The organism is Mesorhizobium sp. CA10, assembly GCF_020165285.1.
In the GTDB taxonomy this organism is placed as follows: Bacteria; Pseudomonadota; Alphaproteobacteria; order Rhizobiales; family Rhizobiaceae; genus Mesorhizobium.
Genome location: NZ_JAIUHV010000007.1, coordinates 137919 through 153235, shown reverse-complemented (window position 1 = coordinate 153235; position 15317 = coordinate 137919). Strand labels below are relative to the sequence as shown.

The 15317-nt window shown below is 62.7% G+C and carries 10 protein-coding genes and 1 pseudogene; 8 read left to right on the top strand and 3 right to left on the bottom strand.

All coding sequences use genetic code 11. From position 1 onward, the window contains the following. The first annotated feature begins 168 nt into the window (after positions 1-168). From LB535_RS16720 to LB535_RS16705, 4 genes are all read left to right on the top strand, one after another. Positions 169-1827 carry an ABC transporter substrate-binding protein gene (locus LB535_RS16720; protein WP_140839585.1) on the top strand — a complete coding sequence of 553 codons (1659 nt, stop codon included), beginning with the start codon at positions 169-171 and terminating at the stop codon, positions 1825-1827. Positions 1828-1975: 148 nt separating this feature from the next. Continuing rightward, positions 1976-3010 carry an ABC transporter permease gene (locus LB535_RS16715; protein WP_095768933.1) on the top strand — a complete coding sequence of 345 codons (1035 nt, stop codon included), beginning with the start codon at positions 1976-1978 and terminating at the stop codon, positions 3008-3010. Positions 3011-3022: 12 nt separating this feature from the next. After that, on the top strand, positions 3023-4180 hold the full coding sequence (locus LB535_RS16710; RefSeq protein WP_140839587.1) for an ABC transporter permease: 1158 nt from the start codon (positions 3023-3025) through the stop codon (positions 4178-4180). A gap of 50 nt (positions 4181-4230) precedes the next feature. Further along, positions 4231-6564, top strand: a complete 2334-nt coding sequence (locus LB535_RS16705; protein WP_224632989.1) for an ABC transporter ATP-binding protein — start codon at positions 4231-4233, stop codon at positions 6562-6564. A 367-nt stretch (positions 6565-6931) separates the two neighbouring features. On the opposite strand, the gene LB535_RS16700 is transcribed toward LB535_RS16705, so the two are convergent. Further along, a complete protein-coding gene (locus LB535_RS16700; protein ID WP_224632988.1) occupies positions 6932-7522 on the bottom strand; it encodes a hypothetical protein in 591 nt (196 codons plus the stop codon). 211 nt (positions 7523-7733) lie between these two features. On the opposite strand from LB535_RS16700, the gene LB535_RS16695 reads away from it, so the two are divergent. Continuing rightward, positions 7734-9272 carry a trimethylamine methyltransferase family protein gene (locus LB535_RS16695; protein ID WP_224632987.1) on the top strand — a complete coding sequence of 513 codons (1539 nt, stop codon included), beginning with the start codon at positions 7734-7736 and terminating at the stop codon, positions 9270-9272. Between the two features lie 64 nt (positions 9273-9336). Then, positions 9337-11763, top strand: a complete 2427-nt coding sequence (locus LB535_RS16690; protein ID WP_224632986.1) for an FAD-dependent oxidoreductase — start codon at positions 9337-9339, stop codon at positions 11761-11763. Between the two features lie 85 nt (positions 11764-11848). Here the strand turns inward: LB535_RS16690 and LB535_RS16685 are convergent, their stop codons facing one another. Further along, a complete protein-coding gene (locus LB535_RS16685) occupies positions 11849-12241 on the bottom strand; it encodes a DoxX family protein (protein ID WP_224632985.1) in 393 nt (130 codons plus the stop codon). A gap of 135 nt (positions 12242-12376) precedes the next feature. Between LB535_RS16685 and LB535_RS16680 the strand changes: the two genes are divergently transcribed. After that, positions 12377-12925, top strand: coding sequence for a hypothetical protein (locus tag LB535_RS16680; RefSeq protein WP_224632984.1), 549 nt, complete (start codon positions 12377-12379; stop codon positions 12923-12925). Positions 12926-13359: 434 nt separating this feature from the next. Here LB535_RS16680 and LB535_RS16675 read toward each other — a convergent pair. Further along, a pseudogene (locus LB535_RS16675) lies at positions 13360-14137 on the bottom strand (VOC family protein). Between the two features lie 423 nt (positions 14138-14560). Here LB535_RS16675 and LB535_RS16670 point away from each other — a divergent pair. Continuing rightward, complete coding sequence (locus tag LB535_RS16670; protein WP_224632983.1) at positions 14561-15295, top strand: gamma-glutamylcyclotransferase; 735 nt, start codon at positions 14561-14563, stop codon at positions 15293-15295. The last annotated feature ends 22 nt before the right edge of the window (positions 15296-15317 follow it).

Genomic DNA, 15317 nt, shown 5'->3' with positions numbered 1-15317 from the left:
AATCCGCCTCGCGATAACAAATTTGCGTCAAGACTGTCGCTAACGCGCGAACCGGGTTGTAGCCAAAGATGCACATTCCCTGGCATGTTCCTACTCCACACCGTGTTTTGACATCACGGTCTGGATGCGGAATGTTAAAAGGCGGAAAGCCAACAATGGGAGTAAGTCATGGCAATCTATAAGAGCAATGGTGATCGTGTTCCCGATCACATCCTGAAAATGGCTGAAGAAGCCAAGTCGGGCGGCGTGGACCGCCGCGAATTCCTGGCTATGGCCAGCGTCTTCGGCGCATCGACGGCAATGGCCTATGGCATGCTCGGCCTCGCCGCGCCGACCCCGGCCCGGGCCGAGGACGTGCAGGGAAAGAAGGGCGGCGTGCTCAAGGTCGCGATGTCGATCAAGGATCCGAAGGATCCGCGCACCGCCGACTGGTCCGAAATCTCCAATGCCGAGCGCCAGGCGCTCGAGCCGCTGGTGAAATACACGAAGGAATATACTTTCGCGCCGTATCTGCTGGCGAGCTGGGACATCAACGACGACGCCACCGAATACACGCTGCATGTGCGGCCGGGCGTCGAATGGAACAACGGCGACAAGTTCACCGCCGACGACGTGATCTACAATTTCACGCGCTGGGCGGATAAGGGCGCGGAAGGCAACTCGATGCCTGGCCGCCTCGGCAGCCTCGTCGACGACACGACCAAAAAGCTGCGCGAAGGCTCCGTCGTCAAGGTCGACGACATGACCGTCAAGCTCAAGCTGACCAAGCCCGACATCGCCATCATCCCGAACCTTTGCGACTATCCGGCGCTGGTCGTGCACAAGACCTTCGACGAGAAGGGCGCGAACTTCAAGAGCTGCCCGATCGGCACCGGTCCGTTCGAGCTCGTCTCCTACGACGTCGGCCAGAAGGTGGTCTACAAGCGCCGCGAGACCGGCAAGTGGTGGCAGGGCGAGGCCTTCCTCGATGGCGTCGAGTTCATCGATTACGGCACCGATCCGGCCGCGACCGTCTCGGCCTTCGAGTCGGGCGAAGTCCAGACCAACCACGAAACGACCGCCGACTACATCAAGATCATCGCCGACGTCGGCGCTCCGGTCTCGGAGGTCGTGACGGCTGCCACCGTGGTGTCGCGCTTCAACATCACCCACAAGCCCTATGACGACCAGAAGGTTCGTCAGGCGATGTTGCTTGCCGTCGACAACGCCACCGTGCTGCAGCTCGGCTACGGCAATGCCGGCACGCCGGCCGAAAACCACCACGTCGCGCCGATCCATCCGGAATATGTCAAGCTGCCGGAGGTCAAGCGCGACATCGCCAAGGCCAAGCAGATGCTGACAGAGGCCGGCGCGATCGATTTCGAGCACGAGCTGATCAGCAACGACGAGGACTACCACAAGAACACCACGGACGCGATCGCCGCCCAGCTGCGCGAAGCCGGCATCAAGGTGAAGCGCACCGTGCTGCCGAGCTCGACCTTCTGGAACGACTGGACGAAGTATCCGTTCTCGGAAACCAACTGGAACATGCGCCCGCTGGGCATCCAGGTGATCGCCATCGCTTACCGCACCGGTGAAGCTTGGAACGAGACGGCCTACGCCAATCCGGACTTCGACAAGAAGGTGAACGAGGCGCTCGGCATCGCCGATGCGGAGAAGCGCAAGGTTGTGATGAAGGATATCGAGCAGACCCTGCAAGATTCCGGCATCATCATCCAGCCTTACTGGCGCAAGCTCTACATCAACATCAAGCCCGAGGTGAAGAACCACTCGATGCACCCCACCTACGAGCACGACTTCGGCAAGGTCTGGCTCGAGCAGGCATGATCCATAGCGCGATGGATACGAGGGGCCGCGGCCCCTCGTATTTGCAGCTTCGTTGCCGTTGCATATCCTGCAGCGGCGGCGGGGCGTCATCCGCTTTTCGAAACAGGGTTGAGCGTATCTGACCCCAACCCGGCCGGCAGGGGGGCACATGTTCTCATTCATCGCCAGACGCATCGGCACGATACTGCTCACGATGCTGTGCCTGACGCTGGTCGTTTTCTTTCTCGTCAATCTCGAGCCCAATCTGAAGAAACTGGCGATCAGCCAGACCGAGATGCATACGCCAGCCGACCAGCTCGAAAGCTGGCTGGTCAATCATGGCTACCGGCAGAACTTCTTCGTGCGCTACGGCCAGTGGCTGGGTGTCCTGCCGAAGCATCCGATCACCGATCCGGCGACCGGCAAGACGACGCAGCGCTTCTCGTTCTGCAACGACCCGGCCGAGCCGCAATTCTCCGGCGTCCTGCAGGGCGATTTCGGCTGCTCGACCAAGTTCAAGACGACGGTCGCGGCCAAGCTGTTCCCGGCCCTCGGCGCCACCGGATTGTTAATGTTCTGGGTGCTGGCGGTGATGGTGCCGATCTCGCTGCTGATCGGCATTCTCGCCGGCATGCGCGAGGGCTCGCGCACCGACCGCGTGCTGTCGGTGGCCTCGATCGCCTCGACGGCGACGCCCGAATATGTGTCGGGCGTCATCTTCACCGTCATCTTCGCATCCTGGCTCGGCTGGCTGAACGGCTCGGCGGCGTCCGCCAGCCAGGGCATCACCTTCTATAATTTCACGCTGCCGGTGATCACGCTGGCGATCTACGGTATCGGCTATATCGCGCGCATGACACGCGCCTCGATGGTCGAGGTGATGACGCAGCAATATATCCGCACCGCCCGGCTGAAGGGCCTGTCCTTCAGCAGCGTGGTCATCAAGCATGCGTTGCGCAACGCGCTGATTGCGCCCTTCACCGTCATCATGCTGCAGTTCCCATGGCTGCTCACCGGCGTCGTCATCGTCGAGGTGATGTTCCGCTACCAGGGTTTCGGCTACACGCTGGTCGAGGCAGCCGGCAACAACGACATCGACCTGCTGCTCGGCTGCTCGCTGGTCTCGGTGTTCATCGTGCTGATCACGCAGCTGATTTCCGACGTCGGCTACGCGTTTCTAAATCCGCGTATCAGGGTTCAGTAGGGGCAGGAGCCGATGCAAACCGAATATATCAGCGCCTTCAACGTGGTTATCGGCGTGCTCTGGCGGTTCTGGCCGGTGTGGGTCGGGCTCATCCTGGTGATGGGCGCCAGCTTTACCTACAAGAAGCGGCTCGGGCTCTACGGCCAGCTCTTCGACAGCGGCGTCGGCATCGCCGGCGTCTTCATCTGCCTGTTCTGGCTGTTCACGGCGATCTTCGCCTCCACCATCTCGCCCTTCGATCCGCTGGCACAGGTCTCGGTGATGAAGGACACGCTGCCCGGGGCGATCGAGCCGGCGTCGAAGCTCGTCTATTATTTCGGCGGCGACAAGCTTGCCCGCGACGTGTTCTCGCGCATGGTCTATGGCAGCCAGATCGTGCTGATCATCGCGCCGGCCGCCACCGGCTTCGCGCTGATGGTCGGCATCACGCTCGGCCTGCCGGCCGGTTATTATGGCGGCAAGATCGACACGCTCTTGTCGTTCCTTGCCAATCTGGTGCTGGCCTTCCCGGTCATCCTCCTGTTCTACCTGCTGGTGACGCCGGGCATCATGGACACGCCGATCCCCTATGGGATGGCGGGACTGTTCTTCCTGTTCCCGATCATATTCTTCTGCGTGCTGTTCTGGACCCGCTACAAGAACCGGCCGGACCGGCTCTATATCCTGCTCGGCATCACGCTGGTCCTAGGCGGCTGGATCTATACGGGCCTCGTCTTCGACAAGGATCCGCTGCGCATCGTCCACATCGATCCCAACCAGCTCAACATCTTCGTGGCGGTGGTGTTCGCCTCAAGCCCTGGCGTGTTCCGCATCGTGCGCGGGCTGACCATGGACATCAAGACGCGCGACTACGTGGCGGCGGCGCAGACGCGCGGTGAATCGCCCTGGTACATCATGCTGTGGGAGATCCTGCCCAATGCGCGCGGTCCGCTGATCGTCGATGCCTGCCTGCGCATCGGCTACACGACGATCCTGCTCGGGACGCTCGGCTATTTCGGCCTGGGCCTGGCGCCGGAAAGCCCCGACTGGGGCACAGCGATCAAGGACGCCAGCCGCCTCTTGCGGTCCTTCATCCACCCGGCGCTGCCGCCGACCATCGCGCTGATGTCGTTCGTGCTGGGGCTGAACCTGTTGGCGGATTCGCTGCGTGAACAGTCGATGAAAGATTGATGGCGGGGTTTTCGGCCCCATCTTCCAAGGACCAAGGATTGGAGCGACCCATGAACGAGGCAGTTCGAGATCCAGCCAAGGCGACCAGTCAGCCGATCATCGAGATCGAGAACCTCTCGATCTCCTTCTTCACCCGCAAGGGCGAGATCCCGGCCGTGATGGATTTTTCCTGCACGGTCATGCCCGGCGAGGCGATGGGCATCGTCGGCGAGTCCGGCTGCGGCAAGTCGACCGTGTCGCTCGGCATCATGCGCGACCTCTCCAACATCGGGAAGATCGTCGGCGGAAAGATCAAGTTCCAGGGCAAGGACATGGGCGAGCTCTCCGAGGATGAGCTGCGCTCGATCCGCGGCAACAAGATCGCCATGATCTACCAGGAGCCGATGGCGAGCCTCAATCCGGCGATGAAGATCGGCCAGCAGCTGATGGAAGTGCCGCTGATCCACGACAAGGTGTCTAAGGAAGAGGCCTACAACCGCGCCCTGGAGATGGTGCGGGCGGTGAAGCTGCCCGACCCGGAGCGCATGATGCGCTCCTATCCGCACCAGCTGTCGGGCGGGCAGCAGCAGCGCATCGTGATCGCCATGGCGCTGCTTTCCAAACCGGCGCTCTTGTTGCTCGACGAGCCGACGACGGCGCTCGACGTCACGGTCGAGGCCGGCATCGTCGAGCTGGTCAAAGGTCTGGGCGATAAGTTCGGCACCTCGATGATCTTCGTGTCGCACAATCTCGGCCTTATCCTCGAGACCTGTGACAAGATCACGGTGATGTATTCGGGCGAGGCGGTCGAGACCGGCAAGATCGAGGACGTGTTCGACCGGATGCGCCATCCCTACACGCAAGGGCTGTTCCGCTCGATCCCGCTGCCTGGCGCCGACAAGAACTCGCGGCCGCTGATCTCCATTCCTGGACAGTTGCCGCTGCCGCATGAGCGGCCGAAGGGCTGCAATTTCGGGCCACGCTGCCACCATTTCGTCGAGGGCGTCTGCAACGCCGCGGAAATCCCGATGATCCCGGTCGAGGGCCATGAGGGCCATTTCTCGCGCTGCGTGCGGTTCAACGAGATCGACTGGGAGGCGCTGCCGCCCGGTGCCAAGAAGGTCAACGAAAAGGTCGAGCCCGGCGCGCCGGTGCTCAAGATCGACGATCTCAAGAAATACTACAAGGTCGGCGGCAGCGAGGTTTTCGGCTCCAGCGAAGGCCGCGTCGTCAAGGCCAACGAGACGATCTCGTTCACCGCGCGCGAATCCGAGACGGTCGCGATCGTCGGCGAATCCGGCTGCGGCAAGTCGACGCTCGCCAAGGTGCTTCTGGGATTGGAGACCGCAAGCTCCGGCACCGTGACGCTGGGCAACAAGGAGATCCAGTCGACCGGCATCGAGCGCCGCAATGTCGAGACGGTGTCTTCGATCCAGATGGTGTTCCAGAATCCGTTCGACACGCTGAACCCCAGCCACACGGTCGGCTCGCAGATCATCCGCACGCTGGAGAAGTTCAAAGTCGGCAGGACAGTCGCCGAGCGGCGCCAGCGGATGCTGGAACTGCTCGACCTGGTGAAGCTGCCGCGCGCCTTCGAAACGCGCAAGCCGCGCCAGTTGTCGGGCGGGCAGAAGCAGCGTATCGGCGTCGCGCGCGCCTTTGCCGGCGACGCCAAGGTGGTAGTGGCCGACGAGCCGGTCTCGGCGCTCGACGTCTCGGTGCAGGCGGCGGTGACCGAGCTGTTGATGGACATCCAGCGCAAGAACAAGACCACGATGCTGTTCATCAGCCACGATCTGTCGGTGGTGCGCTACATCGCCGACCGCGTCGTCGTCATGTATCTCGGCTACATCGTCGAGCAGGGCACGACCGATCAGATCTTCTCGCCGCCTTACCACCCCTATACCGAGGCATTGCTGTCGGCGATCCCGATCGCCGACACCAGCGTGGTCAAGAAGCACATCGTGCTGGAAGGCGACATCCCGTCGGCGATGAACCCGCCGACCGGCTGCCCGTTCCAGACGCGCTGCGGCTACAAGAAGCTGGTGCCCGACAATCTGTGCGAGACCAAGGTGCCGCCGGTGAAGAATCTCGGCGACGGCCATATGAGCCTGTGCTGGCTCTCGGACGATGTCCTGGCCAAGATGGAGCCGGTCATCAAGTTCGACAGGGAACATGCCGCGCGTGAAGGAGTGCCGGATGATGCGCCGCATGGCGAGGGGCCAGGCTTTGCCGGTTCGCCGCCGCAGCGTCCCGACGGCAAAAACGCCAGCGCGGAGGCCGATGCGATCGGAAAGGGCGTCGAGGAGAACGACGAGGTGCTCAAAGCCCGTCGCCACGAAGTGCGCGACGAGGATTCGGAAACCGGTGTCTCAAGGCCGAAGGACACGACAAGGCGGCACTAGACCCGGTTCCTTAACATAGAAGTTTTGACCGGTTGGTTATGTGTGCGTTGGCAAAGCCCATGCCTTGGCGATTGGCCGAGACGCCTATCGCGATCGTCATCCACGGGCGGAGCAAGGAGCGAAGCGACGCGCGCAGACCCGAGGATCCATGCCGTGACATGGAAGCGCCGCGGCGGCCCAGAAATTCTGCACCGTTGCACACTTCGGTCTAGGTAACGGAATGGATTCTAGGGTCTGCGCGCGTCGCTACGCTCCTTGCTCCGCCCTAGAATGACGAGATTCAGGAGCCTTCAGCTCATCGCCAGCGTTTGCGTTGATAGCCTTGCCCGACAAGCCTTCAATCTTTCAAAATCACCGTGTTGAGGAACTAGGTGCCGCACTGCCGCATCTGCGCGGCGTAATCGCGGGCCATCTGATCGGTGGCGCGCGCGTAGTTTTGAACGCCGCCATCGCCGCGGTTGCCGCGGCCATAGGCGGTCCAGCCGAGATAATAGGCCAGATAGAGATTGTAGGTGTCGTTGCGGGCGATGCCGAACGTGTCGGCCGTCTTTGAGTGGTACCAGCCGACGAAATCGATGGCGTCGGCAAAGCGCGTGCGGCGCGCCGCCCAGTTGCCGGTCTCGCTTTGATATTGCGACCATGTGCCGTCGAGCGCCTGCGAGTAGCCGGTGGCGCTCGAGACATGCGTCCACGGGATGAAGCCGAGCAGCTTGGTGCGCGGCGGGCGGGCATTGCTCTTGAAGCCGGATTCCTTGCGCACCGTCGCCATCAGCACGGGGACGGGAACGCCGTATTTCCGCTCGGTCCGTTCGGCGGCGGACTGCCAGTTGTCGAACCAGCCGTCATTCTGGTCGAAGACGGCGCAAACATTGTTGATGTGACTGGGCGCTGTCGCGCAGGCCGAAAGCGCCAGCAGCACGGAGACAGCGACAATTTTACTAAAACTCGACCTACGCATTGGAAGACGAATAGGCCGAAATCATAAAAGGAGTGTTGCGCGCTTCCTTAACGCGGGCGCGGGAAGCGCGAAAAGCCGAATATCGATATTGCGACCGCTTGTGTCGCTATTCTTTTCCCCGATTTTGAAAAATGCCGCCTTGGCTAAAATCGCGCCGGCAAATGACGAATTCCTGACAGCTCGCATGCGATGCCGGCGCTCTGATGCGCGCATGAGCGAACCAAGACGCAAGCGCGGCGCCGAGCGCACCAGCAACCGGGGACCAGCCGCCATCCCGCAACTGCCGGCGCGGCGGGTGGACAATCCCTATCCGCCGATGGCGCTGCTGTCGGCCGAGCAGATCGAAGCCATCCACCAGGCATCGATGCACATACTGGAGAATTTCGGCATCGAGGTGATGAGCGCACGCGCCCTCTCGCTGTTCGAGCGCGCCGGCGCCAAAGTCGACCACGGCTCGATGAATGTGCGCATCGATCGCGGCATGGTCGAGGAGGCGCTGAAGTCGACGCGCTCGGCCTATACGCTGACGCCCCGAAACCCGGACCACGCCATCCATCTTGGCGGCAGCACCATCAACTTCACGCTCGTCGCCGGGCCGCCCAATGTGCATGACATGGAACGCGGCCGCCGCGCCGGCAACCTTGCCGACTACTCGGACCTCGTCCGGCTGGCGCAGCATTTCAACTGCATCCACATGCTTGGCAACCAGGTCTGCGCCCCGGTCGAGCTGCCGGCGAACACCAGGCATATGGATACCTATTTCGCCAATCTGACGCTGACCGACAAATGCTTCCACGTCTCGGCGATCGGGCGGGGCAGGGCGCTGGACGGCATCGAGATGATGGCGATCGCGCGCGGGCTGACGCTTGAGCACATGGGAGAGGACCCCGGCGTCACCACCATCATTTCGGTCAACTCGCCGCGCCGCTTCGACGAGATGATGGCCGAAGGGCTGATGACCATGGCCGAATACGGCCAGTCGGTAGCGGTGACGCCGTTCACGCTGATGGGGGCGATGAGCCCGGTGACGCTGGCCGGCGCGCTGGCGCAGCAGAATGCCGAAGCGCTGTTCGGCATCGTGCTGACGCAGCTGGTGCGTCCGGGTGCGCCGGTGATGTATGGCGCCTTCACCTCCAATGTCGACATGAAGTCGGGCGCGCCCGCCTTCGGCACGCCGGAGAACACCAAGGCCAACATCGCTTCCGGGCAGTTGGCGCGGCGTTACAAATTGCCTTACCGCACGACGCCTGGCTCGGCCTCCAATGCCGCCGATGCGCAGGGCGCCTACGAGACGCTGATGGCGCTGTGGGGCGCGGTGCTCGGCCACGGCAATCTCGTCTACCACGCCGCCGGCTGGCAGGAAGGCGGGCTGACGGCGTCGTTCGAAAAGCTCATCATCGATGTCGAGATGATCCAGCACATGATGGAGTTCCTGCGGCCGATCGTCGTCGACGAGGCGGAGCTTGCGGTCGAGGCGCTCGGCGCGGTGCCGACCGGCGGCCACTTCTTCGGCGAGCCGCACACGCTGGAGCGCTACGCCACCGCCTTCTACCAGCCGATGCTTTCCAACTGGCAGAATTACGAGGCCTGGCAGGAGGCGGGTGCGCTCGACACGACGGCGCGCGCGACGCGGCTGTGGAAGAAGGCGCTGGAGGAATATGTCCAGCCGGCCATGGATCCCGCGGTGCGCGAGGCGCTCGAAGCCTATATGGCGCGCCGCAAGGAAGCGATCGGGCAGGGTGAGCCGTGAGGGAACAGCTTCCCATCCTGATTCATTTCAATCTCTCAACTCACTGAACCAACGAGAAAAGTCCATGAAGTCGCATGCAAAGGTCGTGGTCATCGGTGGCGGTGTCGTCGGATGCTCGGTGCTGTTCCATCTTGCCCGCCATGGCTGGACCGACGTCGTGCTTCTGGAGCGCGACGAACTGACGTCGGGGTCGACCTGGCATGCGGCCGGCGGCATGCACACCATCAACGGCGACCCCAACGTCGCCAAGCTGCAGAAATACACGATCTCGCTCTACAAGGAGATCGAGGAACTGTCGGGGCAGGCCACCGGCGTGCACCTCACGGGCGGCGTGCTACTAGCGGCGACCGAAGCGCGGCTCGACTGGCTGCGCGGCGTGGTGTCCAAGGGCCGCTATCTCGGCATCGACCTCGAAGTGATCTCGGCCAAGGAAGCGGCGGAACTGATGCCGCTCATCGATCCCAGCCAGTTTGTCGGCGCCGTCCGCAACAAGGAGGACGGCCATCTCGACCCGTCCGGCGTGACGCATGCCTATGCCAAGGCGGCGCGGCAACTGGGGGCCGAGGTCGAGCGCTTCACCAAGGTCGAGGACATCGTGCGCCGTCCCGACGGGCTGTGGCGGATCATCACCAACAAGGGTGATATCATCGCCGAGCATGTCGTCAATGCCGGCGGGCTGTGGGCGCGCGAGGTCGGCCGCATGGTCGGGCTCGAGCTGCCGGTGCTGGCCATGGAGCACATGTATCTGATCACCGAGGACATGCCGGAAGTCGCCGACTGGAACAAGAAGACCGGCACCGAGATCATACACGCGGTCGATTTCGATGGTGAGCTCTATCTGCGCCAGGAGCGCGGCGGCATGCTGATGGGCACTTACGAGAAGGCCAACAAGGTCTGGTCCGAGTTCCAGACACCCTGGAATTTCGGCCATGAGCTCCTGGAGCCGGACATCGACCGCATCGCGCCGTCGCTCGAAGTCGGCTTCCGCCATTTCCCCGCTTTCGAGAAAACCGGCATCAAGCAGATCATCAACGGCCCCTTCACCTTTGCGCCGGACGGCAATCCGCTGGTCGGCCCGGTGCGCGGCCTGCCGGGCTTCTGGGTCGCCTGCGGCGTCATGGCCGGATTCAGCCAGGGCGGCGGCGTGGGGCTCGCGCTCTCCAACTGGATGATCGAGGGCGATCCGGGCGCCGACATCTGGGCGATGGACGTGGCGCGCTACGGCGACTGGGCGACTATGGCCTATACCAACGCCAAGGTGCGCGAGAATTATTCGCGTCGTTTCTCAATCCGCTTCCCGAATGAGGAACTGCCGGCCGGTCGGCCGCTGAAGACGACGCCGGTCTATGACACGCTGTCGGCCAAGGGCGCGCAATGGGGCGTGTCCTATGGGCTCGAAGTGCCGCTCTGGTATGCGCCGGATGGCGTCAAGGACGAGTTTTCCTGGCGGCGCTCGACCGACTTCGACCATGTTGCCAAGGAAGTCGCGGCGGTGCGCGGCGGCGTCGGCCTGTCGGAGATCTCGAACTTCGCCAAATGCAAGGTGACCGGCGAGGGCGCGGCCGCCTGGCTCGACCGCATGCTTGCCTGCAGGCTGCCAAAGCGCGGCCGCATGACCCTGGCGCCGATGCTGAAGGACGACGGCAGACTGATCGGCGATTTCACTTTGGCCAACATCGACGACGCAGAGTGGTTCATCGCCGGCTCCGGCATCGCCGAGCAATACCACATGCGCTGGTTCGAGGCGCATCTGCCGAAGGACGGCTCGGTGCAAATCGAGGCGCTGGGACAGAAGCTCACCGGCCTTGCGATCGCCGGACCGAAGGCCAGGGAAGTGCTCGCCAAGGTCACCCGCGCCGATGTCTCCAACGCGGCGTTCCCTTTCATGGCGGTTGCGCGGATGGATATCGGCATGGCGCCATGCCTGGTAGGCCGCGTCAGCTACACCGGCGATCTCGGCTACGAGATCTGGGTAGCGCCCGAATATCAGCGCGCCGCATACCAGGCGCTGCTGGCCGCGGGCGAAGCGTCAGGCATCGGCCTGTTCGGCTCGCGCGCGCTCAATGCGCTGAGACTCGAGAAGAACTATGGCTCATGGGCGCGCGAGTACCGGCCGATCTATGGGCCGCTTGAGGCCGGGCTCGACCGCTTCGTCGCCTATGGCAAGGAGGCTGATTTCATCGGCAAGGAAGCAGCACTTGCCGAGCGCAAAGACGGCGGCAAGCTCAGGCTGCGCAGCTTCATCGTCGACTCCACCGATGCCGATGTGATCGGCGACGAGGCGATCTGGCATGACGGCGTTGTGCGCGGCTGGGTCACCTCGGGCGGCTATGCGCATCATTCGAAGAAGTCGGTCGCTATGGGCTATGTGCCCAAGGAGATCGCCGACAGACCGGACGGTTTCGAGATCGAGATCCTCGGCAAGCGCCATGCGGCGCGCATCCAGGCGGCGCCGCTGTTCGACGCCAATTTCGAGCGGATGCGCGGCTAGAGCAATTCCAGGAAAAGTGCGAAGCGGTTTCCGATCCGGAATTGCGTCAAAACAAAAAACCTCTAGGCGCGCACCCTTCGATGCTTCAGGCGCTGCGGCGGTTATCCAGCGCGAAGGCGCCGGCCCCGGCGAAGATCAGATAGAGGAAGATGAAGCAGAAGGAGATCGCCGAGTCGCCGCCGTTGTTGACGGGGAAGAAGTCGCGCGGCATGTGCGCCATGAAATAGGCGATCGCCATTTCGCCGGCCAGGAGGAAAGCGACCGGGCGGGTGAAGAGGCCGAGCGCCAGCAGGATGCCGCCGGCGAATTCGAGAATGCCGGCAGCCGTCATCAGCCCGGTGAGGACGTGCGGCTCGGCGCTGACCGGGAAGTTGAACAGCTTCTGCGAGCCGTGTTCGACGAACTGCAAAGCGGTCATGATACGCAACACACCCAGCGCCTGCGGGCTGTACTGAGCTAGGTTTTCGAAAAGCTTCATCTAGAACTCCGTTCTATCCCGCTCGGCCTTAGATTATCGCCCGGCGACGGACCACTCACTTCCCGTGGCCTGCCATCAACAATCGGTGAGTGGAAATGGCTTCAATCCCCATATTTCTTCTCTCTATGGTTGCATATGTATCCTTATGGTTGTATGAATAGGGGTGACTCATCAAACCAGGCAGGTTCCTTAACCATGAGAAAAGTCGCCCTCAGCCTATTCGCAATCCTTGCAGGCACCAGCTTCGCCGCAGCCGCGGATACCGGCTGCGACGCCTTCAAATGGCCGGTTGAACGTGAGCAGGCCCTGTTTCCGGCCGCGCCCGCCGCCCAGTCCGGCGCCACCCTGACGGTCGGCCAAGCGGTGGATTTCTCGCTCGCGGCTGTCGACACGGTCAGCTTTGAAGTGCCGCCTGACCGTGCACCGAAAGCCGGCACCTTCGGCGCGACGGCAAATGTGACCGTGCCGCCTGAAGGCGAGCTGCAGTTCAGCCTGTCCGACGAGGCCTGGATCGATGTCGTGCAGGATGGCAAGATCGTGAAATCGGCGGCTTTCAGCGGCGTGAAGACCTGCCCGGGCATTCGCAAAAGCGTGCGTTTCAAGCTCCAGGGCGGAGCGGCCATCGTCCAGCTCAGCGGTGCGAAAAAAGCCGATCTGAAGCTGGCGGTGCTGACGCCGGAGTGACCAATTTATGAGGGCGACGCCAGCGGGATAGGTTTGTCCGTTCCAAGCGGCTGGTCTTTGACGATTGCGTGCATGGCAGCCTGGCGTATGCATTGTCCAATGCAGCGCTGGTGGACCCCCACTCCGTCTCGGCTTCGCCGAGCCACCTCTCCCCCGATCGACGGGGTAGAGGAAAGTCGCCAAGCTTTTTTGCCCTCAACGCTTGTCCAGCAAGGCTCGCTTCCTTTCCCTCCGGAGGGGGGAAAGGTGGCGCTGCGAAGCAGCGACGGATTGGGGGAACCACGTGGCAATCAAGCCTCGGCCTGATCAGTCACGCCAGTCACAGAATATATGTGCCTTCCCTAAAATTAGACAAAGCGGGGAGAGGTGGCTCGGCGAAGCCGAGAGGGGAGCGCCATATGCGATTGCCCGCCCCCCTGGGTAGACCGGCAATTCTACCGCACCGGCGCCAGCAATGCGAAATGCGCGCCTTGCGGGTCCTGGCACTGAATGATCCACTGGCCGCTCGGCACGTCCATCGGGCCCATGATGACCTTGCCGCCATTGTCGGTGACGCGCTTGGCGGCGGCATCGATGGCGTCGACGTTGAAATAGAACTGCCAGACGGGAACCGGGATTTGAGGCGGCTTGTTCATGATGCCGCCACCGGATTCCGGGCCGGCGCCAAAGGTTTTGTAGATACCCATCTCGCCCATGTCGAACTCGCCGGCGCTCTCCCAGCCGAACTGGCTGGAATAGAAATCGAAGGCAGCCTTCCAGTCCGACGTGTAGAGCTCATGCCAGCCGACATGGCCAAGCGTGGTCGCCGGCACCGGCGGCTGTTCAGGCTGATTGGGCTGCAAGAACATGAAGGTCGCGCCTTGCGGGTCGGCGACGACGGCGAAGCGGCCGACGCCCGGAATGTCGTCGGGCGCCCGATGCACCGCACCACCGGCGTCCTTGAGCGCTTGCGTCGAGGCGTCGACGTCCCTTGGTGTAGATATAGCCGATCCATGCGGGCGGCATGCCCATCTTGGCGGCGTCCTCCGGCAGGGTCATCAATCCGCCGACGCCGCGCACGGCGGAATTCACGACGATGTAGCGGGGCATGCCGGGCGCCTTGTCGAAAGGCTCGGCCTTCCAGCCGACAACGGCGGTGTAGAAGGCCTCGGCGGCGTCGAGGTCGGTGGTCATCAACTCGTACCAGAAGAAAGGTTGCGGGGATTTCGGCATGGTCGGTCTCCTCACCGGTTCGGGCAGCGATCGTTGTTCGATCCATCCTAAGGTATGTTGATGTCCAGGTGATGCCGGCCTGCAAACGGCGGTTTCCTGCGCTTCCGGTGCTCACGTACTTGAGTACGCTCCGCTCCGGTTCTCGAAAACCCCCGTTTCGGCGCGGCCTGACCTGAATCTCAACACACCCTAGGACGATCCTGACGACAGGAATCCGACATCTGGGCCAGAATTCGAGGACGGCAAGCGGCTTAAATCGCGTAGCGCTGAAACGGATTCAGGCGGCGCGCTTTGAGTCCTTGTCTTGATGCATGTCGTTGTCACCCGGAACCGCTGCACACTTCTCGCTGACATGCATTAGGCCCACGATCTTGCGTATCCGGCGCTTTTCGACTTTGCTGGCCTCAAAGAGGGGCTGTCTTCATGCGTCGAATGTCACTCACGCCTGAGCTCGTGGCCTTGTGCCATCGCGACGAGGTCGACCCTGGTCCCGATGGCAGCTGGACACAGCTGAGCGATGATGATTTCCGGACGCTTGCTATGCGCCTGTCCGGCGAAGCCGACGACGGTCCGCTGTGGGTGTTCGCCTATGGCTCGTTGATCTGGAAGCCGGCCTTCGAATCGGTCGAGCAAAGGCGCGCGGCCGCGCATGGCTGGCACCGCTCGTTCTGCCTCGACATAAAGCGCTGGCGCGGTAGCCGCGAGCAGCCTGGATTGATGATGGCGCTGGAACGGGGCGGGCGCTGCGACGGGGTTATCTATCGTTTGCCGGAGGGCGAGAAACCAGCCCAGATCGAGCGATTGCTGCGGCGTGAAATCGACGACCACGAAAGCGTCAGCTCGGTCCGCTGGGTTCCGGTAAGAACGGCGCAAGGGTCTTTGCGGGCGCTCGGCTTCTGGGTCGGCGTGACCGGCAAGGGCACTTCGCTCGGGCAGCCGCTGGAAAGCGTGGCGAAGATACTGGCACGCGCCTGCGGCCATGTCGGCTCTGGCGCCGAATATCTCTACAACACCGTCAGCCACCTCGAGACCTTTGGCATCCATGACCGCAATCTGTGGCGGCTGCAGGAACTGGTGGCGGACGAGATCCGGTCCATCCATGGCCACAGCGTCACAAGCCATGACACAGCAAAGATTGCCGAGCCGGCTATAACATGACTACATTCATCATGTTTTTGCG